This window comes from Pseudomonas sp. VA159-2, assembly GCF_024126635.1.
Taxonomy (GTDB): domain Bacteria; phylum Pseudomonadota; class Gammaproteobacteria; order Pseudomonadales; family Pseudomonadaceae; genus Aquipseudomonas; species Aquipseudomonas muyukensis.
On the sequence record NZ_JAMYBV010000033.1, the window covers coordinates 17,016 to 38,265 of the forward strand.

Consider the following 21,250-nt stretch of genomic DNA (forward strand, 5'->3'; position numbering starts at 1 on the left):
CCTTAGCCGTTGGAGCAGCCGTTGCCCATCACGCGGTATTCGAGAATGTGCTTCTGACCCTTGGAGTCTTCGTAGGTCATGCGTGCCGGTACAACTTCGCAAACATTGGGTACTTCGCTCATGGAAATAACGCGAGCGATGTCCAGGTGCTGCGAATAACTGTACTGTTCAACCGGAATCTGCTCGGCATTGTTTGCCTCGCCGGCAAGTGCCGCGCCGCAAAGACTGCCAAGTACCAATACCAGTAAAGCTTTCATTTTCAATTTACCTATCTAAGGTCGTGAGGGGGCACGCGGCGCTGATGGCGCCGCGAGTACAGCAAGTTTCAACTATCAGGATGAAGTACGGATTAACGTTGCCTTCGTGGGGGCTGTTACCAAGTTAATCGCGTTGCCGTTGCTGGCGAGGTGAATTCTAGGAGCCTGGCCCGGGCTGAAACAGAGCGGGTTTTGATAAAGTCTTTTGACAGAATCTGTAACAATCCCTCGGCACTGCGCGGTTTTTTTTGCCTGAAGTGGCTGAATGCCATGGGCTAGAGCGGTTGTGCAAAAACACCGAGTGGCTGGGGTGGCGCGTTACTACCAACGTCGAATGGTGTTTGCCGCTCTGGTACAGTTACAAACGGTTCCATACAAAAACAACTATTACACCGAGGTAACACAGATGAGTGCGGCTCCACTGTATCCCGTTCGTCCCGAGGTTGCGGCCAGTACCCTGACCGACGAGGCCACCTACAAGGCCATGTACCAGCAATCGGTGATCAACCCGGACGGCTTCTGGCGCGAGCAGGCCCAGCGTCTGGACTGGATCAAGCCTTTCACCAAGGTCAAGCAGACCTCGTTCGACGACCACCATGTCGATATCAAGTGGTTCGCCGACGGCACTCTGAACGTCTCCTACAACTGCCTGGACCGCCACCTCGAAACGCGCGGCGACCAGTTGGCGATCATCTGGGAGGGCGACGACCCTTCCGAGCACCGCAACATCACCTACCGCGAGCTCCACGAACAGGTCTGCAAGTTCGCCAACGCCCTGCGTGGCCAGGACGTGCACCGCGGCGACGTGGTCACCATCTACATGCCGATGATCCCCGAGGCCGTGGTCGCCATGCTGGCTTGTGCCCGTATCGGCGCGATCCACTCGGTGGTGTTCGGCGGCTTCTCGCCAGAGGCCCTGGCCGGGCGCATCATCGATTGCAAGTCCAAGGTGGTGATCACCGCCGACGAAGGCTTGCGTGGCGGCCGGCGCACCCCGCTCAAGGCCAATGTCGACCTGGCCTTGACCAACCCCGAAACCAACAGCGTGCAGAAGATCATCGTGTGCAAGCGCACCGGTGGCGAGATTGCCTGGCACCAGCACCGCGACATCTGGTTCGAAGACCTGATGAAAGTTGCCTCCAGCCACTGCGCACCCAAGGAGATGGGCGCCGAAGAGGCACTGTTCATTCTTTATACCTCCGGCTCCACCGGCAAGCCGAAGGGCGTGCTGCACACCACCGGCGGTTACCTGGTGTACGCGGCGCTGACCCACGAGCGCGTGTTCGACTACCGCCCGGGCGAAGTGTACTGGTGCACCGCCGACGTGGGCTGGGTTACCGGCCACAGTTATATTGTCTACGGCCCGCTGGCCAACGGTGCTACCACGCTGCTGTTCGAAGGCGTACCGAACTACCCGGACATCACCCGGGTTTCGAAGATCGTCGACAAGCACAAGGTCAATATTCTCTACACGGCGCCAACCGCCATCCGCGCCATGATGGCCGAGGGCGAGGCGGCGGTGGCCGGTGCCGATGGCTCCAGCCTGCGCCTGCTGGGCTCGGTGGGCGAGCCGATCAACCCCGAAGCGTGGAACTGGTACTACAAGACCGTCGGCAAGGAGCGTTGCCCAATCGTCGACACCTGGTGGCAGACCGAGACCGGCGGCATCCTGATCAGCCCGCTGCCGGGCGCCACCGGCCTCAAGCCGGGCTCGGCGACCCGCCCGTTCTTCGGCGTTGTGCCGGCGCTGGTGGACAACCTGGGCAACCTGATCGAGGGTGCCGCCGAAGGCAACCTGGTGATTCTCGATTCCTGGCCGGGCCAGTCGCGTTCGCTGTACGGCGATCACGACCGCTTCGTCGACACCTACTTCAAGACCTTCCGCGGCATGTACTTCACCGGTGATGGCGCTCGTCGCGACGAGGATGGCTACTACTGGATCACCGGCCGGGTGGACGATGTGCTCAACGTGTCCGGCCACCGCATGGGTACCGCCGAGATCGAGAGCGCCATGGTCGCCCATGCGAAGGTCGCCGAGGCCGCAGTGGTGGGCGTGCCGCACGACATCAAAGGGCAGGGTATCTATGTCTACGTCACCCTCAATGCCGGTGAGGAGCCCAGCGAGCAACTGCGCCTGGAGTTGAAGAACTGGGTGCGCAAGGAGATCGGCCCGATCGCCTCGCCGGATGTGATCCAGTGGGCGCCGGGGCTGCCGAAGACTCGCTCGGGCAAGATCATGCGCCGGATCCTGCGCAAGATCGCCACCGGCGAATACGACGCCTTGGGCGATATCTCGACCCTGGCCGACCCTGGCGTGGTGCAGCACCTGATCGATACCCACAAGGCAATGAGCCTGGCGTCGGCCTGAGTACGGTCGCGGAGCAACTGAAACCCCGCCGGGCAGCCGGCGGGGTTTTTGCTTTACTGAAAGGGTGTTACGCCGACATTCATCGGTAACCCTTGTTGTCACCCAATTCGCACAAAATCGGGGCATCCAGAAACATTCATGTGCGAAAAAGCCACGTTTCTGACAGCATTTCTTGCATCCAGGCATGCTGCGCTTGCCGGAATACAAGGGTTTGCGAATAATGGGCCCGCTTATTGCTTTGTGTATGGGTTATTTCTTTTTTGCTCTTGCATAATCTGCAGGAGCTGTCAATATCGCCCGCCGCGGTTCCAGGCGCTTCTGTAACTAGTTGTCGCTTTGAAGAAATATCGACTACCGGGCTGTCGCTAAAATGCCACTCACTCGCTCGTGGTCTGCGACCTTGGTCGAACCCTGCGCGGCTCGCGTTGTAACCATTCGCATATCGGGCAGCCGTTACAACTGCCTTGTATTGCCCCGTACCGATGGAGTTACCTGATGAAGAAGCTCGCACTGCTTGGCGCCCTGGCGCTTTCCGTGTTTTCCCTGGTCTCGCAGGCCGATGAGAAGCCGTTGAAGATCGGTATCGAGGCTGCCTACCCACCCTTCGCCTTCAAGCAGCCCGACGGCAGCCTGGCCGGCTTCGACTACGATATCGGCAACGCCCTGTGCGAGCAGATGAAGGCCAAGTGCACCTGGGTCGAGCAGGAATTCGACGGCCTGATCCCAGCCCTTAAAGTGCGCAAGATCGATGCCATCCTGTCGTCCATGTCGATCACCGACGACCGCAAGAAGTCGGTCGACTTCACCAAGCGCTACTACCTGACCCCGGCTCGGCTGGTGATGAAGGACGGCACCGCCGTCAGCGACAGCCTGGTCGAGCTCAAAGGCAAGAAGATCGGCGTGCAGCGCGGCTCGATCCATGATCGCTTCGCCAAGGAAGTCCTGGCCGCTCAGGGTGCCACTGTCGTGCCTTACGGCACCCAGAACGAAATCTACCTGGACGTCGCCGCTGGTCGCCTGGACGGCACCGTGGCCGATGCCACGCTGCTCGAGGACGGCTTCCTGAAAACCGACGCTGGCAAGGGCTTCGCCTTCGTCGGCCCCGCCTTCACCGACACCAAGTATTTCGGTGATGGCGTCGGCATTGCCGTGCGCAAGGGTGACAAGGCCAATGCCGAGCGCATCAACGCGGCCATCGACGCGATCCGAGCCAACGGCAAGTACAAAGAGATCGAGAAGAAGTACTTCAACTTCGATATCTACGGTCCAGACGCGAAGTAATCCGTCGCGTTTCACCTGTGCAATGGTGCAAACAGCAGAAGCTCTGAGGTTTGCACCATTTTTCATTCCCAAGCCCTGAGGAATCCCAATCATGTTGAAAGGCTATGGGGCAGTCATCCTCGACGGGGCGTGGCTGACGCTACAGCTCGCCCTGTCGTCGATGGCCCTGGCCATCGTCCTCGGCCTGATCGGCGTGGCGCTGCGCTTGTCGCCGGTGCGCTGGCTGGCCTGGCTGGGGGATTTGTACTCCACGGTCATTCGTGGCATCCCCGACCTGGTCCTGATCCTGCTGATCTTCTACGGTGGCCAGGACATCATCAACCGGGTGGCGCCGCTGCTCGGCTATGACGACTACATCGACCTGAACCCGCTGGTGGCCGGCATCGGCACCCTGGGCTTCATCTTTGGCGCGTACCTGTCGGAAACCTTCCGCGGCGCTTTCCTGGGTATTCCCAAGGGCCAGGCAGAGGCCGGTGCCGCCTATGGCATGAGCGGCGTGCAGGTGTTCTTCCGGATCATGGTGCCGCAGATGATTCGCCTGGCGATCCCGGGCTTCACCAACAACTGGCTGGTGCTGACCAAGGCGACCGCGCTGATTTCCGTGGTCGGCCTGCAGGACATGATGTTCAAGGCCAAGCAGGCGGCCGACGCCACCCGCGAACCCTTCACCTTCTTCCTGGCGGTGGCGGCGTTGTACCTGGTGCTGACCAGTGTCTCGCTGCTGGCGTTGAAGTATCTCGAGAAGCGCTACTCGGTGGGCGTCAAGGCGGCTGAACTATGATCTTCGACTACAACGTGATCTGGGAGGCGCTGCCGCTATACATCGGCGGGCTGCTGACCACCCTCAAGCTGCTGGCGCTGTCGCTGTTCTTCGGTCTGCTGGCGGCCATCCCGCTGGGCCTGATGCGGGTGTCCAAGCAGCCGCTGGTGAACCTGAGCGCCTGGCTGTACACCTATGTGATTCGCGGCACGCCGATGCTGGTGCAGCTGTTCCTGATCTACTACGGCCTGGCCCAGTTCGAGGCGGTGCGCGAGAGCTTCCTGTGGCCGTGGCTGTCCAGCGCGACCTTCTGCGCCTGCCTGGCCTTCGCCGTCAACACCAGTGCCTACACCGCCGAGATCATCGCCGGCAGCCTGAAGGCCACGCCCCATGGCGAGATCGAGGCGGCCAAGGCCATCGGCATGTCGCGCATGAAGATGTACCGCCGCATCCTGCTGCCCTCGGCGTTGCGCCGGGCGCTGCCGCAGTACAGCAACGAAGTGATCATGATGCTGCAGACCACCAGCCTGGCGTCGATCGTCACCCTGATCGACATCACCGGTGCCGCGCGCACGGTCAACGCCCAGTACTACCTGCCTTTCGAGGCCTATATCACGGCGGGCGTGTTCTACCTGTGCCTGACCTTCATCCTCGTGCGCCTGTTCAAGCTGGCCGAACGCCGTTGGCTCGGCTACCTGGCGCCGCGCAAGCACTGACCGCTCTGTGAGAACCGACAGCATGTACAAACTGCAAATCCAAGACCTGCACAAGCGCTACGGCAGCCACGAGGTGCTCAAGGGCGTCTCCCTCGAGGCCAAGGCGGGCGACGTGATCAGCATCATCGGCTCCAGCGGCTCGGGCAAATCGACCTTCCTGCGCTGCATCAACCTGCTCGAGCAGCCGCATGCGGGCAAGATCCTGCTCAACAACGAAGAGCTCAAGCTGGTGGCCGGCAAGGACGGCGCGCTCAAGGCCGCCGACCCCAAGCAGCTGCAACGCATGCGCTCGCGCCTGTCGATGGTGTTCCAGCACTTCAACCTGTGGTCGCACATGACCGCGCTGGAGAACGTCATCGAGGCGCCGGTGCATGTGCTGGGCGTGAACAAGAAAGAAGCGCTGGAGAAGGCCGAGCATTATCTGGCCAAGGTGGGCGTCGCCCATCGCAAGGATGCCTTCCCAGGGCACATGTCCGGCGGTGAGCAGCAGCGCGTGGCGATCGCCCGTGCCCTGGCCATGGAGCCTGAAGTGATGCTGTTCGACGAGCCGACCTCGGCGCTCGACCCGGAGCTGGTGGGTGATGTGCTCAAGGTCATGCAGTCGCTGGCCCAGGAAGGCCGCACCATGGTCGTGGTCACCCACGAGATGGGCTTCGCCCGCGAAGTTTCCAACCAGCTGGTGTTCCTGCACAAGGGCCTGGTCGAAGAGCGCGGCTGCCCGCGCGAGGTGCTGGTCAACCCGCAGTCCGAGCGCCTCAAGCAGTTCCTGTCTGGCAGCCTCAAGTAAAGGCTGCACTTTTGCACCATGATGGGGCATGCTGCGCAACGCACGTTGCATGCCCCGGCGCCACGAGCGCGAACCTTCCTTTCCAGGTTTTGGACCACGCCCTATGACCACCCAGCGAATCGGATTTCTCATCTGGCCCGGCACCAAGCCGCTGACCCTGGCGCTGGCGGAAGAGGTGTTGCTGGTGGCCCAGCGGGTACATCCGGATGTGGTCTACGAGCTCGCCTATCTACAGGCCGAGGCGACGCAGGAAGGTGCCTGGCGTTTGCCGGGCGAGGCGTGGAGCGGCCGCCTGGAGGGCTGTCACAAGCTGTTCCTGCTGGCCGATGAGCCTCCGGCGGCCATCGGTTCGGCGCTGTCGAGCGCACTCAAGCAGCTGGCGCGCGGCGGCTGCATGATCGGCGGGCTGTCCGCCGGGGTGTACCCGCTGGCGGCGCTGGGCCTGCTCGATGGCTACCGCGCCGCGGTGCATTGGCGCTGGCAAGACGACTTCGCCGAGCGTTTCCCCAAGGTGATTGCCACCAGCCATCTGTTCGACTGGGACCGGGACCGGCTGACCGCCTGTGGCGGCATGGCGGTGACCGACCTGCTGCTGGCGGTGCTGGCCCGCGACCACGGTGCCGAGTTGGCCGGCGCGGTGTCGGAAGAGCTGGTGGTCGAGCGTATTCGCGAGGGGGGTGAGCGCCAGCGCATTCCGCTGCAAAACCGCCTGGGTTCCAGCCATCCGAAGCTGACCCAGGCGGTGCTGCTGATGGAGGCCAATATCGAAGAACCGTTGACCACTGACGAGATCGCCCAGCATGTGTGCGTGTCGCGGCGCCAGCTGGAGCGGATCTTCAAGCAGTACCTCAACCGCGTGCCCAGCCAGTATTACCTCGAACTGCGCCTGAACAAGGCGCGGCAGATGCTGATGCAGACCAGCAAGTCGATCATCCAGATCGGGCTGTCCTGCGGGTTTTCCTCCGGGCCGCACTTCTCCAGCGCGTACCGCAACTTCTTCGGCGCCACGCCGCGCGAGGATCGCAACCAGCGCCGCAGCAGCAGCCCGTTCGAGCTGAGTTCGGCGCCGGCCGAGCGCAGCTGAAGGCTTTCTTTCCTGCAAAGGCGTTATCGTGGGGCGAGCCCGCTGCCACGGGTTGCTTTGTGTGGGAGCGGGCTTGCCGCGCAATGAGGTTTGTACGTGTGAACACCCGTTCACCCAATTCTCGTTGAGCCTCTCCCCGCGACCCTGTCCTCCCGTTACACTGCGCGATTGCGACACTGTTTGTCGCATTGCCGAAAACCTTGCAAAAACAGGGTTTGGCGCTGTAACAAGTTGTCGCCTGGCAGCAAGGACAGGCGCCGATCAGTCCTTACAATCCCTCCATCGCTCGCCACTTCCAGGCCAGCGTTCCTCTTCAGGAGACTCAGATGTCCGTTGAGCAAGCCCCGGTGCAACGTGCCGATTTCGACCAGGTCATGGTCCCCAACTACTCCCCGGCGGCCTTCATTCCTGTGCGAGGCGAGGGCTCCCGCGTGTGGGACCAGAGCGGGCGCGAACTGATCGACTTTGCCGGCGGCATCGCTGTCAACGCCCTGGGCCATTGCCACCCGGCGCTGGTCAAGGCGCTGACCGAACAGGCCAACACCCTGTGGCACGTCTCCAACGTATTCACCAACGAGCCAGCGCTGCGCCTGGCGCACAAGCTGGTGGACGCCACCTTTGCCGAGCGCGCGTTCTTCTGCAACTCCGGCGCCGAAGCCAACGAGGCCGCCTTCAAGCTGGCCCGTCGCGTCGCCCACGACCGCTTCGGCCCCGAAAAACACGAAATCATCGCCACCGTGAACAGCTTTCACGGCCGCACCCTGTTCACCGTCAGCGTCGGCGGCCAGCCGAAGTACTCCGACGGTTTCGGCCCGAAGATCACTGGCATCAGCCATGTGCCGTACAATGACCTGGCAGCGCTGAAGGCGCAGATCAGCGACAAGACCTGCGCCGTGGTCATCGAGCCGATCCAGGGCGAGAGCGGCGTGGTCCCGGCCGATAAAGCCTACCTGGAAGGCGCGCGCAAGCTGTGTGACGAGCACAATGCCCTGTTGATCTTCGACGAAGTGCAGACCGGCGTCGGCCGTACCGGCTCGCTGTATGCCTACCAGCACTACGGCGTCACCCCGGACATTCTCACCAGCGCCAAGAGCCTGGGGGGCGGCTTCCCGATCGGCGCCATGCTGACCACCAGCGACCTGGCCAAGCACCTGGCCGTCGGCACCCACGGCACCACCTACGGCGGCAACCCGCTGGCCTGTGCCGTCGCTTGCGCCGTGCTCGATGTGGTCAACACGCCGGAAACCCTGGCGGGCATCAAGGCCAAGCATGAGCGCTTCAAGGTCCGCCTGGAGAAAATTGGCCAAGACACCGGCCTGTTCACCCTGGTGCGTGGCGTTGGCCTGCTGATCGGCTGTGTGCTGAGCGACGCCTGGAAAGGCAAGGCCAAGGACATCCTCAATGCCGCCGAAAAAGAAGGCGTGATGGTGCTGCAGGCCGGCCCGGACGTGGTGCGCTTCGCCCCGAGCCTGGTGGTCGAGGACGCCGACATCGACGAAGGCCTGGCACGCTTCGAGCGCGCCGTGCGCAAGCTGACGCAAGGCTGATCTACCCCTCGTCGACCCGGGTTGCGGCCTGGGTCGGCGATACCTGAATTCCAATGCGGGCCTGCTTGCAGGTAGTGGCGCGTGCCCGTGGTTTTTCCGTGCCGGTGTGATCGGCGCGCTTTCCCGAAAGGAGTGACACCATGCTGGTGATGCGCCCCGCGCAAATGGCGGATCTGAACGAAGTGCAGCGCATGGCTGCCGACAGCCCCATTGGTGTCACCTCGCTGCCGGATGACACCGCTCGCCTGGGCGACAAGATCGCCGCCTCGGAAACCTCGTTCGCCGCCGAAGTGAGCTTCAACGGCGAAGAGAGCTATTTCTTCGTGCTCGAGGACAGCGCCACCGGCAAGCTGGTCGGGTGCTCGGCCATCGTCGCCTCGGCCGGCTATTCCGAACCGTTCTACAGTTTCCGTAACGAGACCTTCGTACACGCCTCGCGCGAGCTGAAGATCCACAACAAGATCCACGTCCTGTCGCTGTGCCACGACCTCACCGGCAACAGCCTGCTGACCAGCTTCTACGTGCTGCCGGAGTTGGTCAACAGCGCCTTCGCCGAGCTCAACTCGCGCGGTCGCCTGCTGTTCATGGCTGCGCACCCCGAGCGTTTCGCCGATTCGGTGGTCACCGAAATCGTCGGTTTCAGCGACGAACAGGGCGAGTCGCCGTTCTGGGATGCCATCGGGCGCAACTTCTTCGACCTCAACTACGCCGACGCCGAGCGCCTGTGCGGCCTGAAGAGCCGCACCTTCCTCGCCGAGCTGATGCCGCACTATCCGATCTACGTGCCGCTGCTGGACGACGCCGCGCAAGAGGCCATGGGCCAAGTGCACCCGCGGGCGCAGATCACCTTCGACATCCTCATGCGCGAAGGCTTCGAGACCGAGCACTACATCGACATCTTCGACGGTGGCCCGACCCTGCATGCGCGCACCTCGGGCATCCGCTCGATCGCCCAGAGCCGCGTGGTGCCGGTCAAGCTCGACGACGCCGCGGCCAAGGGCGGTCGCCCGTACCTGGTGTGCAACGGCCAGTTGCAGGACTACCGCGCGGTGCTGCTGGAGCTGGACTGGGTGCCGGGCAAACCGGTGAGCCTGAGCACTGAGGCCCTCGAGGCCCTGGGTGTCGGCGAAGGCGCCAGCGTGCGCCTGGTCGCGGTCTGATTAGCCGCAACAGAGAGTTTCGCGGCAGGCGCAGGCCGCCGCACAAGGAGATAGCATGATCGTTCGTCCTGTACGCAGCAGCGATTTACCCGCGCTGATCGAATTGGCTCGCAGCACCGGCACCACTGGGCTGACCACGCTCCCGGCCAACGAGGAGCGCCTTGGCCAGCGGGTTGGCTGGGCCGAGAAAAGCTTCCGTGGCGAGGCCGAGCGGGGTGATACCGACTACTTGTTCGTGCTGGAGAACGACGAAGGCCTGGTGGTCGGCATCAGCGCCATCGCCGGCGCCGTCGGCCTGCGCGAGCCCTGGTACAACTACCGGGTCGGCCTGACCGTCAGCGCTTCGCAGGAGCTGAAGATCTACCGCGAGATCCCGACCCTGTTCCTGGCCAACGACCTGACCGGCAACTCCGAGCTGTGCTCGCTGTTCCTGCGCGGCGACCATCGCAGCGGCCTCAACGGTCGCCTGCTGTCCAAGGCGCGGATGCTGTTCATCGCCGAATTCCCCGAGCTGTTCGGCAACAAGATCATCGCCGAGATGCGCGGCATGTCCGACGAGCAGGGCCGTTCGCCGTTCTGGGAGAGCCTGGGCCGGCACTTCTTCAAGATGGAGTTCAGCCAGGCCGACTACCTCACTGGCGTTGGCAACAAGTCGTTCATCGCCGAGCTGATGCCCAAGTTCCCGCTGTATACCTGCTTCCTCTCGGAAGCGGCGCGCAACGTCATCGGTCGCGTGCACACCGACACCGAGCCTGCGCTGGCCATGCTCAAGCGCGAAGGCTTCAACTACCAGGGCTACGTCGACATCTTCGATGCAGGCCCGGCCATCGAGTGCGAGACTTCGAAAATCCGCGCCGTGCGTGACAGCGAGACCCTGGTGCTGGCCGTCGGCACCCCGGGCGACGACGCCACCCCCTACATCATCCACAACCGCAAGCGCGAAGACTGCCGCATCACCGCCGCACCGGCGCGCCTCGCCGCCGGCACCCTGGTGGTCGATCCGCAGACCGCCAAGCGCCTGCGCCTGGGCGCTGGCGACAATGTGCGCGCCGTGCCGCTGTCCGCCGGTCGGGAGGCCCAGTAAATGAACACGCATTACATCGCAGGCCACTGGCTGGCCGGCCAGGGTGAAGCCCTGCAGTCGCTCAATCCCGTCACCCAGGCAGTGGTCTGGCAAGGACAAGGCGCCGATGCCGTCCAGGTCGAGGCTGCCGTTCAGGCTGCCCGCCAGGCGTTCCCGACCTGGGCCTCGTTGAGCCTGGATGCGCGTATCGGCGTGCTCGAGGCCTTTGCCGAAAAGCTCAAGGCACGTGCCGAGGCGCTGGCGCGCTGCATCGGTGAAGAAACTGGCAAGCCGCTGTGGGAGTCGGCCACCGAAGTGACCAGCATGGTCAACAAGGTCGCCATCTCGGTGCAGAGCTACCGCGAGCGCACCGGCGAGAAGAGCGGCCCGCTGGCCGACGCCACCGCCGTGCTGCGGCACAAGCCCCACGGCGTGGTCGCCGTGTTCGGCCCGTACAACTTCCCCGGCCACCTGCCCAACGGGCATATCGTGCCGGCACTGTTGGCCGGCAACTGCGTGGTGTTCAAGCCCAGCGAGCTGACCCCGAAGGTCGCCGAGCTGACCGTGCAGTGCTGGGTCGAGGCCGGTTTGCCGGCGGGTGTGCTCAACCTGGTCCAGGGTGCTCGGGAAACCGGCGTGGCGCTGGCCGCCAACCCAGGTATCGACGGCTTGTTCTTCACCGGCTCCAGTCGCACCGGCAACCTGCTGCACCAGCAGTTCGCCGGTCGTCCGGACAAGATCCTGGCGCTGGAGATGGGCGGCAACAACCCGCTAGTGGTCGACGAGGTCAAGGACCTCGACGCGGCGGTGTACACCATCATCCAGTCGGCTTTCATCTCCGCCGGCCAGCGCTGCACGTGCGCGCGCCGCCTGCTGGTGCCCCAGGGCGCCTGGGGCGACCAGTTGCTCGCGCGCCTGGTGCAGGTGAGCCGTGGTCTGAGCGTCGGCGCCTTCGACCAGCAACCGGCGCCGTTCATGGGCTCGGTGATCTCGCTGCAAGCCGCGAACGCGCTACTGGCGGCCCAGGCCGAACTGCTCGGCAAGGGCGCCGTGGCGCTGTTGCCAATGACCCAGCCCCAGGCCAATGCCGCCTTGCTGACACCCGGCATCATCGATGTCAGCGCGGTGGCCGAACGCCCGGACGAAGAGTTCTTCGGTCCGCTGCTGCAGGTGATCCGCTATGCCGATTTCGACGCGGCGATCGCTGAAGCCAACAACACCCAGTACGGCCTGGCCGCCGGCCTGTTGTCGGACTCCAACGCCCGCTACCAGCATTTCTGGCTGCGCAGCCGCGCCGGCATCGTCAACTGGAACAAGCAGTTGACCGGCGCCGCCAGCAGCGCGCCCTTCGGTGGTGTCGGTGCCAGCGGCAACCATCGTGCCAGCGCCTACTACGCGGCGGACTACTGCGCCTACCCCGTGGCCTCGCTGGAGACCGCGAGCCTTGCACTGCCGGCGACCCTGACGCCGGGCGTCACCCTATAACAACAGGTCTCGGAGCCTTGCCGATGAAATCCTACGAAGTGAATTTTGATGGCCTGGTGGGGCCGACCCACAACTACGGCGGCTTGTCCTACGGCAACGTGGCCTCGCAGAGCAACAGCCAGCAGGGTTCCAACCCGCGCGAGGCGGCGCGCCAGGGCCTGGCGAAAATGAAGGCGCTGATGGAGATGGGCTTCCAGCAGGGCGTGCTGGCGCCGCAGGAGCGCCCGGACGTGGCAGCCTTGCGCCGCCTGGGCTTTACCGGCAGCGATGCCGAGGTGATCCAGCGCGCCGCAGCCGAGGCCATGCCGTTGCTGGTGGCCAGTTGCTCGGCCTCGAGCATGTGGGTGGCCAACGCCGCCACCGTCAGCCCCAGCGCCGACACGGCCGATGGCCGCGTGCACTTCACTGCCGCCAACCTCAACTGCAAATACCACCGCAGCATCGAGCACCCGACCACCAGTCGCGTGCTGGGCGCCATGTTCAGCGATGACAAGGTCTTCGCCCACCATGAGGCGCTGCCGGCGGTGGCCCAGTTCGGCGACGAAGGCGCGGCCAATCACACCCGCTTCTGTCGCGCCTACGGCGATGCCGGCGTCGAGTTCTTCGTCTATGGCCGCAGCGCTTTCGACAGTCGCTATCCCGCGCCGCAGAAGTACCCGGCGCGCCAGACCCTGGAGGCCTCGCAGGCTGTCGCTCGCCTGCACGGCCTGCGCGACGATGGCGTGGTCTACGCTCAGCAGAACCCGGCGGTGATCGACCAGGGCGTGTTCCACAACGACGTGATCGCGGTGGGCAACGGCGAGGTGCTGTTCTACCACGAGGACGCCTTCCTCGAGACCGACGCGGTGCTTGGCCAGCTGCAAGCTAAACTGGCCAGCAAGGGAGGCCAGTTCCAGGCCATTTGCGTGCCGCGTTCGGCGGTGACGGTGGAGGACGCGGTGCGTTCCTACCTGTTCAACAGCCAGTTGCTCAGCCGCGCCGACGGCTCGATGCTGCTGGTGGTGCCGGAGGAGTGCCGCAACAACGAGCGCGTCTGGGCCTACCTGGGCCAGATGACCAGCGAAGGCGGCCCGGTGCGCGAGGTCAAGGTGTTCGACCTCAAGCAGAGCATGCAGAACGGCGGTGGCCCGGCTTGCCTGCGCCTGCGCGTGGCGCTGAAGGAATCGGAGCTGGCGGCGGTCAACCAAGGCGTTATCATGACTGCCTCGCTGTACGACACCCTGGTGCAGTGGGTCGACAAGCACTACCGTGATCGCCTCGGCGAGGCGGACCTGGCCGACCCGCAGTTGCTGGTGGAATGCCGCACGGCACTGGATGAGCTGACCCAGATTCTCAAGCTGGGCTCGGTCTATCCGTTCCAACGCCAACCTTGATAGAGAGAACACCCTAATGTCCGACGCCCTGCGCCTGATCCTGGAAGATGAAGACGGCACCCAGCTGGAAACCTCCTGCACCCGCTTTGCCGTTGTCTGGCAAGGCAAGGAAGTATGGATTCAGCAAGATGGCCGCGGCCAACTGCTGATCGGCGTGGATGTCGAGGAAGACGACACCGAGTACGCCAACCTGCTGTTGCGCCCGATGGCCACCAACCTGGTCAGCCTGCAACTGGAGATGGAGCCGGCCGATGCCGGTGAAGACGACCACGTCCACGGCCCGGACTGCGGCCACCACCACTAAGGAAGCGCCCATGCTCGCCCTTGGCAAACTGCTTGAGCTGACCCTGACCGATCACGAACCGGCCGAGAAGACCCAAGTGACGCCCAGGGGCGTGCGTTTGCGCTGGTTGGGGGAGGGCGCCTTGGAAGTGCGTCCGCCCGAGGCCGAGGACAGTGGCCTCGACCTGTTGCTGTCGGCCGGTATCCATGGCAATGAGACGGCGCCGATCGAGTTGCTGGAAAAACTCCTGCACGGTGTGGCCGATGGCTCCATCAAGCCGCGCGCGCGGGTGTTGTTCCTGTTTGGCAATCCGCCGGCGATCCGCAAGGGCGAGCGCTTCATCGAACAGGACATCAACCGCCTGTTCAATGGTCGACACGAGCTTTCCAGCGGCTTCGAGGCGCTGCGCGCCGCCGAGCTCGAGCAGTTCGCCCGGGTGTTCTTCAGCAAGCCCGAGCGCGCGCGCCTGCATTACGACCTGCATACCGCCATCCGCGGTTCGAAGATCGAGCAGTTCGCCCTGTATCCCTACAAGGAAGGGCGCAAGCACTCCCGTCGCGAGCTGGCCCGCCTGGCGGCGGCCGGCATGGAGGCGGTGCTGCTGCAGAGCAAGTCGTCGATCACCTTCAGCGCGTTCACCTACGAACAGCTCGACGCCGAAGCCTTCACCCTGGAGCTGGGCAAGGCCCGCCCCTTCGGGCAGAACGAGCAAGTCAACCTCGACAAGCTCGAAGCGCGCCTGGTCCACCTCATCGAAAACACCGAGCCCCAGACCGAACAGAGCCTGGACGGCCTCAAGCTGTTCAGCGTCGCCCGCGAGATCATCAAGCACAGCGACAGCTTCCACCTGCACCTGCCGGCGGACATCGAGAACTTCTCCGAGCTGAGCAAGGGCTACCTGCTGGCCGAGGACCTGGCCGAGACGCGCTGGGTGGTCGAGGAGGAGGGCGCGCGGATCATCTTCCCCAACCCCAAGGTGAAGAATGGGCTGCGGGCCGGCATCCTGATCGTACCGGCCAAGGACAGCGCGCTGGCCTGAGCGCTCAGCGATAGCTCAGGCGCGGTGGCAGGCCCATTTCCGCACGTAACGCGTTCTCGTTGAAGGGGGCCGGATTGCTCGCGGTATCCGGGGTTGTGGGGTCGTCATCGAAATCGAATGGCGCTTCGCCGGTCGCCAGCCCAACGGCTTGCAGCTCACCTTCTCCTGCAACGCTGCCGGTGGCGTAGTTCCAGATATGGCAAAGTTCGTGATACAGCGCGATCAGCGGGGTGGCACCGGGGACTTGCATGAGCGGGTTGAACAGGATCTCGCTGTGCAGGATTCGATCGCCGCGTTGACCGTTGGCCTTGATCCTGGGATCGCCGAGTCGGCTGTCGAAACCTGCGAAGGCATTGTCCGTCACAGGTGTGTAGCGCAGGGTGACGGTGACCTTCCTGGCGGCCAGGTCCTGGAGCAATCGTGATGCGGTCGGGCTTGCGTGCAGTTGCTGCAGGAGTCGCGTCATTTGCTCGAGGTAGGGGGTGTCACCTTCGATCTTGAACCTGTGCGCATAGTGCGCCGGCAAGGCCGGAGTGCTGGCCGGCGCCAGTGTCAGCTGGCCCGTCCCCACGATCACTGTGTCATCGCCTTCTGCGGTGTTGACCCAGGTGTGCCCGGCGCTGCTGTAGATCAGGTTGTTGCCCTCGCCAGCATGAATCTGCACCCGCCGCAGGCCAGTGACGATGATGTGGTCGTCACCGCTGCCGGTTGCCACGATCACTCGGCCTCCTGGGCGCTGCGACGTGTCGCCTGGTGCCTGCTTGCCTTCCAGGCGAATCTTGTCGTTGCCTGCGGTGGTTTCGACAATGAGCCTGCTGCTTGGGTCGGCCTTCACATGCACGCTGTCAGGACCATTTCCGGTTCTTAGTATCGCGGTATGCAGGGCGGGTAGCGCCAGGTCGTAGCGCGTGCTGGCAATCTGAACGCTGAGCGCTTGCGGTCGTGTATCCACCAGTACTTCGCTGACCCCTGGCTGCGCGTTGATCAACAATTGATCCGCGACGCGTTCCACTGCAACAAGGTGGTCTTCGTAGGGCAATGCAAAGGTGTCTGTGGTGGCTTGTGCAGGTCGAATGACCTTGAGGGTGTCGAGGCTCATGGGGCGCTGTCTTCTAGAGGAATGAGCCTACACGCTAAGGGGGTGCCTGGGTGTCGGTGCGGTATTCCGATAACACCTGGAACGGGATCCAATCGTTCATGAAAGGTATTTAATTCACCCTCTATTCCATTTTCCTACCGCCTGGGCGGTAATTGGCTTGCCAGTAGCGAAACGCTGGCTTTAGCATCGCGGTCATGTCGTTTCACTCGTTTTAGCCCAATAAACCGCCCAATTGGCGGTCGCTATCGCACAAACCCACTGCACCGAGACTGCAGGACCGATATAATGCGGCCCTTTGCCGTCGTTTCGTCGATTCGACGTGTGGCCGCCGTTTCCGTGGAAGAACCTATGAAAAGCGCAGAAATCCGTGAAGCCTTCCTCCGCTTCTTCGAAGAGCAGGGACATACTCGCGTTGCCTCCAGCTCCCTGATCCCGGGCAATGACCCGACCTTGCTGTTCACCAACGCCGGGATGAACCAGTTCAAGGACTGCTTCCTCGGCCAGGAAAAGCGCGCCTACACCCGCGCGGTCAGCAGCCAGAAGTGCGTGCGTGCCGGCGGCAAGCACAACGACCTGGAAAACGTCGGCTACACCGCCCGTCACCACACCTTCTTCGAGATGCTGGGCAACTTCAGCTTCGGCGACTATTTCAAGCGCGATGCCATCACCTTCGCCTGGACCTTCCTGACGTCGGACAAGTGGCTGAACCTGCCCAAGGAAAAGCTCTGGGTCACCGTCTACGCCAGCGACGACGAAGCCTACGACATCTGGACCAAGGAGGTCGGCGTGCCGGCCGAGCGCATGGTGCGCATCGGTGACAACAAGGGCGCCCCGTACGCCTCCGACAACTTCTGGACCATGGGCGACACCGGCCCGTGCGGCCCGTGCACCGAGATCTTCTACGACCACGGCGCCGACATCTGGGGCGGCCCACCCGGCTCGCCGGAAGAAGACGGCGACCGCTACATCGAGATCTGGAACAACGTCTTCATGCAGTTCAACCGCACCGCCGACGGCGTCCTGCACCCGTTGCCGGCACCGTCGGTGGATACCGGCATGGGCCTGGAGCGCATCAGTGCGGTGATGCAGCACGTGCATTCGAACTACGAGATCGACCTGTTCCAGAGCCTGCTGGCCGCCGCTGCCCAAGCCATTGGCTGCAGCAACGATGACCAGCCGTCGCTGAAAGTGGTCGCCGACCACATTCGTTCCTGCGGCTTCCTGATCGCCGATGGCGTGCTGCCGTCGAACGAAGGTCGCGGCTACGTGCTGCGCCGCATCATTCGTCGTGCTTGCCGCCACGGCAACAAGCTGGGCGCCAAGGGCAGCTTCTTCCACAAGATCGTCGCCGCACTGGTGGCCGAGATGGGTGAGGCCTTCCCAGAGCTCAAGGGCCAGCAGGCGCACATCGAGCGCGTGCTCAAGACCGAGGAAGAGCAGTTCGCCAAGACCCTCGAGCAGGGCCTGCGCATCCTCGAGCAGGACCTGGCCCAGTTGCAGGGCAAGGTGGTACCGGGCGACGTGGTGTTCAAGCTGTACGACACCTACGGCTTCCCCATGGACCTCACCGCCGATATCGCCCGCGAACGCGAGCTGACCATCGACGAAGCCGGCTTCGAGCGCGAGATGGAGGCCCAGCGTGAGCGTGCCCGTTCCGCCAGTGCCTTCGGCATGGACTACAACAGCCTGGTCAAGGTCGACACCGCCACCGACTTCCTCGGCTACGACGCCACCGAAGGCCAGGGCAAGATCGTCGCCCTGTACAAGGATGGCCAGTCGGTCGACCAGTTGGGCGAAGGCGAGGAGGGCGTGGTCGTGCTCGATCGCACGCCGTTCTACGCCGAGTCCGGCGGCCAGGTCGGCGACACCGGCTACCTGCAGGCGGGCGCTGCGCGCTTCGACGTGCGCGACACCACCAAGACCGGCGGCGCCTTCCTGCACCACGGCGTGGTCGCCAGCGGCGCGTTGGTCATCGGCTCGCCGGTTCAGGCCAAGGTCGATGCCGAGGTGCAGCACGCCACCTCGCTGAACCACTCGGCCACCCACCTGCTCCACGAAGCGCTGCGCCAGGTCCTGGGCGAGCACGTGCAGCAGAAGGGCTCGCTGGTCGACAGCCAGCGCCTGCGCTTCGACTTCAGCCACTTCGAGGCGGTGACGCCTGCGCAGATCAAGGCCCTGGAAGACATCGTCAACCGTGAGGTGCGCAGGAACACGCCGGTGGAAACCGAGCTGACCGATATCGAGACCGCCAAGGCCAAGGGCGCCATGGCGCTGTTTGGTGAAAAGTATGGCGACACCGTGCGCGTGCTGAGCATGGGCGGTGATTTCTCCGTCGAGCTGTGCGGCGGTATCCACGCCAAGCGCACCGGCGACATCGCCCTGTTCAAGATCACCAGCGAAGGCGGCGTGGCCTCTGGCGTGCGCCGTATCGAAGCGATCACCGGCGCCGCCGCGCTGGCCTACCTGAACGCTGCCGAGGAGCAGGTCAAGGAAGCCGCGCAACTGGTCAAGGGCAATCGCGACAACCTGATCGACAAGCTGTCGGCTGTGCTTGAGCGCAACCGCCAGCTGGAAAAGCAGCTCGAGCAGTTGCAGGCCAAGGCCGCCAGCGCCGCCGGGGATGATCTCTCCAACGCGGCCGTTGAGGTCAAGGGTGCCAAGGTTCTCGCCGCCCGCCTGGATGGGCAGGATGGCAAGGCCCTGCTGGCGCTCGTCGATCAACTGAAGAACAAGCTCGGCCATGCAGTGATCCTGCTGGGCAGCGAGCATGAGGGCAAGGTCGTGCTGGTGGCTGGCGTGACCAAGGACCTCTCCGGCCAACTCAAGGCCGGCGATCTGATGAAGCAAGCCGCTGCAGTGGTGGGTGGCAAGGGCGGTGGTCGTCCGGACATGGCCCAGGGGGGTGGCGTCGACGTCGCCGCGCTGGACCAGGCCCTGGCCCTGGCCGTGCCGTTCGCCGAGCAGGGTCTTTGAGATGGGGCGGCCGGTGGTCTAGTCACCGGCCGCTTCATGTTGGATTGTTTTTTGGGGCCCTTGTGGGCTGAGGCACCTTTGAAATGGCGTTGATCGTACAGAAATTTGGCGGTACCTCTGTCGGTTCCATCGAGCGGATCGAGCAGGTTGCCGACAAGGTCAAGAAATTCCGCGAGCAAGGCACCGACCTGGTGGTCGTGCTGTCGGCGATGAGCGGGGAAACCAACCGCCTGATCGACCTGGCCAAGCAGATCTCCGACAAGCCGGAGCCGCGTGAGCTGGACGTGATCGTTTCGACCGGCGAGCAGGTCACCATCGCCCTGCTGTCCATGGCCTTGATGAAGCGCGGCGTGCCGGCGGTGTCCTACACCGGCAACCAGGTGCGCATCCTCACCGACAGCGCGCACAACAAGGCGCGCATCCTGCAGATCGACGACCAGAAGATCCGTGCCGACCTCAAGGCCGGGCGCGTGGTGGTGGTGGCCGGTTTCCAGGGTGTCGACGAGCACGGCAACATTACCACCCTCGGGCGTGGCGGTTCCGACACCACCGGCGTGGCCCTGGCGGCGGCCCTGAAGGCCGATGAATGCCAGATCTACACCGATGTCGACGGCGTCTACACCACCGACCCGCGTGTCGTGCCCCAGGCCCAGCGCCTGGAGAAGATCACCTTCGAGGAGATGCTGGAAATGGCCAGCCTCGGCTCCAAGGTACTGCAGATCCGTTCGGTGGAGTTCGCCGGCAAGTACAACGTCCCGCTGCGCGTGCTGCACAGCTTCAAGGAGGGTCCGGGTACCCTCATTACCATCGATGAAGAGGAATCCATGGAACAGCCGATCATTTCCGGTATCGCCTTCAACCGCGATGAGGCCAAGCTGACCATTCGTGGCGTCCCGGACACCCCAGGTGTTGCGTTCAAGATCCTCGGCCCGATCAGCGCCGCGAACATCGAAGTGGACATGATCGTGCAGAACGTTTCGCACGATAACACCACCGACTTCACCTTCACCGTGCACCGCAACGAGTACGAGAAGGCGCTGAGCGTGCTGGAAAACACCGCCCGCGAGATCGGCGCGCGTGAAGTGATCGGCGACACCAAGATTGCCAAGGTATCGATCGTCGGCGTCGGCATGCGCTCCCACGCGGGCGTTGCCAGCCGTATGTTCGAAGCCCTGGCCAAGGAGAGCATCAACATCCAGATGATCTCCACCTCCGAGATCAAGGTCTCGGTGGTTATCGAAGAGAAGTACCTGGAGCTGGCCGTGCGCGCGCTGCACACCGCGTTCGAGCTCGACGCTCCCGCCCGACAGGGTGAGTGACACGCTGCCTGGAGGGGCGCGGCTTGCCGCGCCCTTCGTGTTTCTGGCCGCTGGTGGTGCTCCTGTCCAGGCGCCGCTGGCGGGTTGACCTGGGCCCAGGCCGTCGTCCCCGGCCAGGCCCTGTTTTTAAGACTGTTGTCCCTGAAGATTCATGTGAGGAGAAAACTATGCTGATTCTGACTCGTCGGTGCGCCGAGAGCCTGATCATTGGTGACGGTGAGATCACCGTGACGGTCCTGGGTGTCAAAGGCAACCAGGTGCGTATTGGCGTAAGCGCGCCTAAAGAAGTGGCCGTTCACCGTGAGGAAATCTACCTGCGGATCAAGAAAGAGAAGGACGAGGAGCCAAGCCTTTAATTTTTTTGAAGTTTTTTTCAAAAAAAGGGTTGCAAACGAGGAAGGGTGTGTTTAATATTCGCCTCGTGTTGCGGTGAGGTGGCCGAGTGGCCGAAGGCGCTCCCCTGCTAAGGGAGTATACCTCATAAGGGTATCGGGGGTTCGAATCCCCCCTTCACCGCCATTATTCGCGCAGGGCGCTATAAACGGATAAATCGTTTTGGCGAACTGCAGCAGCAAGACACGGACTCATAGCTCAGCTGGATAGAGTACTCGGCTACGAACCGAGCGGTCGGAGGTTCGAATCCTCCTGAGTCCGCC

General features: G+C 63.6%; 18 protein-coding genes and 2 tRNA genes. 18 read left to right on the plus strand and 2 right to left on the minus strand.

Going from position 1 to position 21,250, the window contains the following annotated elements; all coding sequences use genetic code 11:
- Positions 1-2 precede the first annotated feature (2 nt).
- Entirely contained in the window at positions 3-257 is a 255-nt protein-coding gene (locus NJG22_RS22250) for a DUF2790 domain-containing protein (protein WP_134690915.1), read from the minus strand.
- Positions 258-663: 406 nt separating this feature from the next.
- On the opposite strand from NJG22_RS22250, the gene acs reads away from it, so the two are divergent.
- The 13 genes from acs to astE all read left to right on the plus strand — a co-directional run bounded on the left by acs (position 664) and on the right by astE (position 15,203).
- On the plus strand, positions 664-2,625 hold the full coding sequence (acs, locus tag NJG22_RS22255) for an acetate--CoA ligase (protein ID WP_217849102.1): 1,962 nt from the start codon (positions 664-666) through the stop codon (positions 2,623-2,625).
- A 495-nt stretch (positions 2,626-3,120) separates the two neighbouring features.
- On the plus strand, positions 3,121-3,906 hold the full coding sequence (locus NJG22_RS22260) for an ABC transporter substrate-binding protein (RefSeq protein WP_253097746.1): 786 nt from the start codon (positions 3,121-3,123) through the stop codon (positions 3,904-3,906).
- 91 nt (positions 3,907-3,997) lie between these two features.
- Positions 3,998-4,687: an ABC transporter permease gene (locus NJG22_RS22265; RefSeq protein WP_028691070.1), complete on the plus strand. Its 690-nt coding sequence runs from the start codon at positions 3,998-4,000 to the stop codon at positions 4,685-4,687.
- Positions 4,684-5,382: an ABC transporter permease gene (locus NJG22_RS22270; protein WP_253097747.1), complete on the plus strand. Its 699-nt coding sequence runs from the start codon at positions 4,684-4,686 to the stop codon at positions 5,380-5,382. Before NJG22_RS22265 ends, NJG22_RS22270 begins: the two co-directional genes overlap by 4 nt.
- A 22-nt stretch (positions 5,383-5,404) precedes the next feature.
- Positions 5,405-6,169: an ATP-binding cassette domain-containing protein gene (locus tag NJG22_RS22275; RefSeq protein ID WP_011534967.1), complete on the plus strand. Its 765-nt coding sequence runs from the start codon at positions 5,405-5,407 to the stop codon at positions 6,167-6,169.
- Between the two features lie 103 nt (positions 6,170-6,272).
- Positions 6,273-7,253, plus strand: a complete 981-nt coding sequence (argR, locus tag NJG22_RS22280; RefSeq protein ID WP_253097748.1) for a transcriptional regulator ArgR — start codon at positions 6,273-6,275, stop codon at positions 7,251-7,253.
- A gap of 326 nt (positions 7,254-7,579) precedes the next feature.
- Positions 7,580-8,800: an aspartate aminotransferase family protein gene (locus NJG22_RS22285; RefSeq protein WP_253097749.1), complete on the plus strand. Its 1,221-nt coding sequence runs from the start codon at positions 7,580-7,582 to the stop codon at positions 8,798-8,800.
- 140 nt (positions 8,801-8,940) lie between these two features.
- Complete coding sequence (aruF, locus tag NJG22_RS22290) at positions 8,941-9,960, plus strand: arginine/ornithine succinyltransferase subunit alpha (RefSeq protein ID WP_253097750.1); 1,020 nt, start codon at positions 8,941-8,943, stop codon at positions 9,958-9,960.
- Positions 9,961-10,015: 55 nt separating this feature from the next.
- Positions 10,016-11,044, plus strand: coding sequence for an arginine N-succinyltransferase (gene astA / locus NJG22_RS22295; protein WP_253097751.1), 1,029 nt, complete (start codon positions 10,016-10,018; stop codon positions 11,042-11,044).
- Positions 11,045-12,508, plus strand: coding sequence for a succinylglutamate-semialdehyde dehydrogenase (gene astD, locus NJG22_RS22300; RefSeq protein WP_253097752.1), 1,464 nt, complete (start codon positions 11,045-11,047; stop codon positions 12,506-12,508). It begins immediately after the preceding gene.
- 23 nt (positions 12,509-12,531) lie between these two features.
- Positions 12,532-13,881, plus strand: coding sequence for an N-succinylarginine dihydrolase (gene astB, locus NJG22_RS22305; RefSeq protein ID WP_253097753.1), 1,350 nt, complete (start codon positions 12,532-12,534; stop codon positions 13,879-13,881).
- A gap of 16 nt (positions 13,882-13,897) precedes the next feature.
- A complete protein-coding gene (locus NJG22_RS22310) occupies positions 13,898-14,185 on the plus strand; it encodes a topoisomerase II (protein ID WP_253097754.1) in 288 nt (95 codons plus the stop codon).
- A 10-nt stretch (positions 14,186-14,195) separates the two neighbouring features.
- The gene (gene astE, locus NJG22_RS22315) at positions 14,196-15,203 is read left to right on the plus strand and encodes a succinylglutamate desuccinylase (protein WP_253097755.1); all 1,008 of its coding nucleotides are present in this window, start codon (positions 14,196-14,198) and stop codon (positions 15,201-15,203) included.
- 4 nt (positions 15,204-15,207) lie between these two features.
- Here the strand turns inward: astE and NJG22_RS22320 are convergent, their stop codons facing one another.
- Positions 15,208-16,302, minus strand: a complete 1,095-nt coding sequence (locus NJG22_RS22320) for a M91 family zinc metallopeptidase (protein ID WP_253097756.1) — start codon at positions 16,300-16,302, stop codon at positions 15,208-15,210.
- Between the two features lie 348 nt (positions 16,303-16,650).
- Between NJG22_RS22320 and alaS the strand changes: the two genes are divergently transcribed.
- The 5 genes from alaS to NJG22_RS22345 all read left to right on the plus strand — a co-directional run bounded on the left by alaS (position 16,651) and on the right by NJG22_RS22345 (position 21,248).
- Positions 16,651-19,275 carry an alanine--tRNA ligase gene (alaS, locus tag NJG22_RS22325; RefSeq protein ID WP_253097757.1) on the plus strand — a complete coding sequence of 875 codons (2,625 nt, stop codon included), beginning with the start codon at positions 16,651-16,653 and terminating at the stop codon, positions 19,273-19,275.
- A gap of 83 nt (positions 19,276-19,358) precedes the next feature.
- Positions 19,359-20,594, plus strand: a complete 1,236-nt coding sequence (locus NJG22_RS22330; RefSeq protein ID WP_253097758.1) for an aspartate kinase — start codon at positions 19,359-19,361, stop codon at positions 20,592-20,594.
- 167 nt (positions 20,595-20,761) lie between these two features.
- Positions 20,762-20,950 (plus strand): carbon storage regulator CsrA, encoded by a 189-nt coding sequence (csrA, locus tag NJG22_RS22335; protein ID WP_003254503.1) that lies wholly within the window; start codon positions 20,762-20,764, stop codon positions 20,948-20,950.
- A gap of 72 nt (positions 20,951-21,022) precedes the next feature.
- A tRNA-Ser gene (locus NJG22_RS22340) sits at positions 21,023-21,113 on the plus strand.
- A gap of 61 nt (positions 21,114-21,174) precedes the next feature.
- Positions 21,175-21,248 (plus strand) — tRNA-Arg (locus tag NJG22_RS22345).
- Positions 21,249-21,250: the final 2 nt, after the last annotated feature.

Excerpts from the sequence above, each read along its gene's own strand:
- NJG22_RS22250 (WP_134690915.1), bottom strand. The coding sequence starts at position 257 with ATGAAAGCTTTACTGGTATTGGTACTTGGCAGTCTTTGCGGCGCGGCA.
- acs (WP_217849102.1), top strand. The coding sequence starts at position 664 with ATGAGTGCGGCTCCACTGTATCCCGTTCGTCCCGAGGTTGCGGCCAGT.
- NJG22_RS22260 (WP_253097746.1), top strand. The coding sequence starts at position 3,121 with ATGAAGAAGCTCGCACTGCTTGGCGCCCTGGCGCTTTCCGTGTTTTCC.
- NJG22_RS22265 (WP_028691070.1), top strand. The coding sequence starts at position 3,998 with ATGTTGAAAGGCTATGGGGCAGTCATCCTCGACGGGGCGTGGCTGACG.
- NJG22_RS22270 (WP_253097747.1), top strand. The coding sequence starts at position 4,684 with ATGATCTTCGACTACAACGTGATCTGGGAGGCGCTGCCGCTATACATC.
- NJG22_RS22275 (WP_011534967.1), top strand. The coding sequence starts at position 5,405 with ATGTACAAACTGCAAATCCAAGACCTGCACAAGCGCTACGGCAGCCAC.
- argR (WP_253097748.1), top strand. The coding sequence starts at position 6,273 with ATGACCACCCAGCGAATCGGATTTCTCATCTGGCCCGGCACCAAGCCG.
- NJG22_RS22285 (WP_253097749.1), top strand. The coding sequence starts at position 7,580 with ATGTCCGTTGAGCAAGCCCCGGTGCAACGTGCCGATTTCGACCAGGTC.
- aruF (WP_253097750.1), top strand. The coding sequence starts at position 8,941 with ATGCTGGTGATGCGCCCCGCGCAAATGGCGGATCTGAACGAAGTGCAG.
- astA (WP_253097751.1), top strand. The coding sequence starts at position 10,016 with ATGATCGTTCGTCCTGTACGCAGCAGCGATTTACCCGCGCTGATCGAA.
- astD (WP_253097752.1), top strand. The coding sequence starts at position 11,045 with ATGAACACGCATTACATCGCAGGCCACTGGCTGGCCGGCCAGGGTGAA.
- astB (WP_253097753.1), top strand. The coding sequence starts at position 12,532 with ATGAAATCCTACGAAGTGAATTTTGATGGCCTGGTGGGGCCGACCCAC.
- NJG22_RS22310 (WP_253097754.1), top strand. The coding sequence starts at position 13,898 with ATGTCCGACGCCCTGCGCCTGATCCTGGAAGATGAAGACGGCACCCAG.
- astE (WP_253097755.1), top strand. The coding sequence starts at position 14,196 with ATGCTCGCCCTTGGCAAACTGCTTGAGCTGACCCTGACCGATCACGAA.
- NJG22_RS22320 (WP_253097756.1), bottom strand. The coding sequence starts at position 16,302 with ATGAGCCTCGACACCCTCAAGGTCATTCGACCTGCACAAGCCACCACA.
- alaS (WP_253097757.1), top strand. The coding sequence starts at position 16,651 with ATGAAAAGCGCAGAAATCCGTGAAGCCTTCCTCCGCTTCTTCGAAGAG.
- NJG22_RS22330 (WP_253097758.1), top strand. The coding sequence starts at position 19,359 with ATGGCGTTGATCGTACAGAAATTTGGCGGTACCTCTGTCGGTTCCATC.
- csrA (WP_003254503.1), top strand. The coding sequence starts at position 20,762 with ATGCTGATTCTGACTCGTCGGTGCGCCGAGAGCCTGATCATTGGTGAC.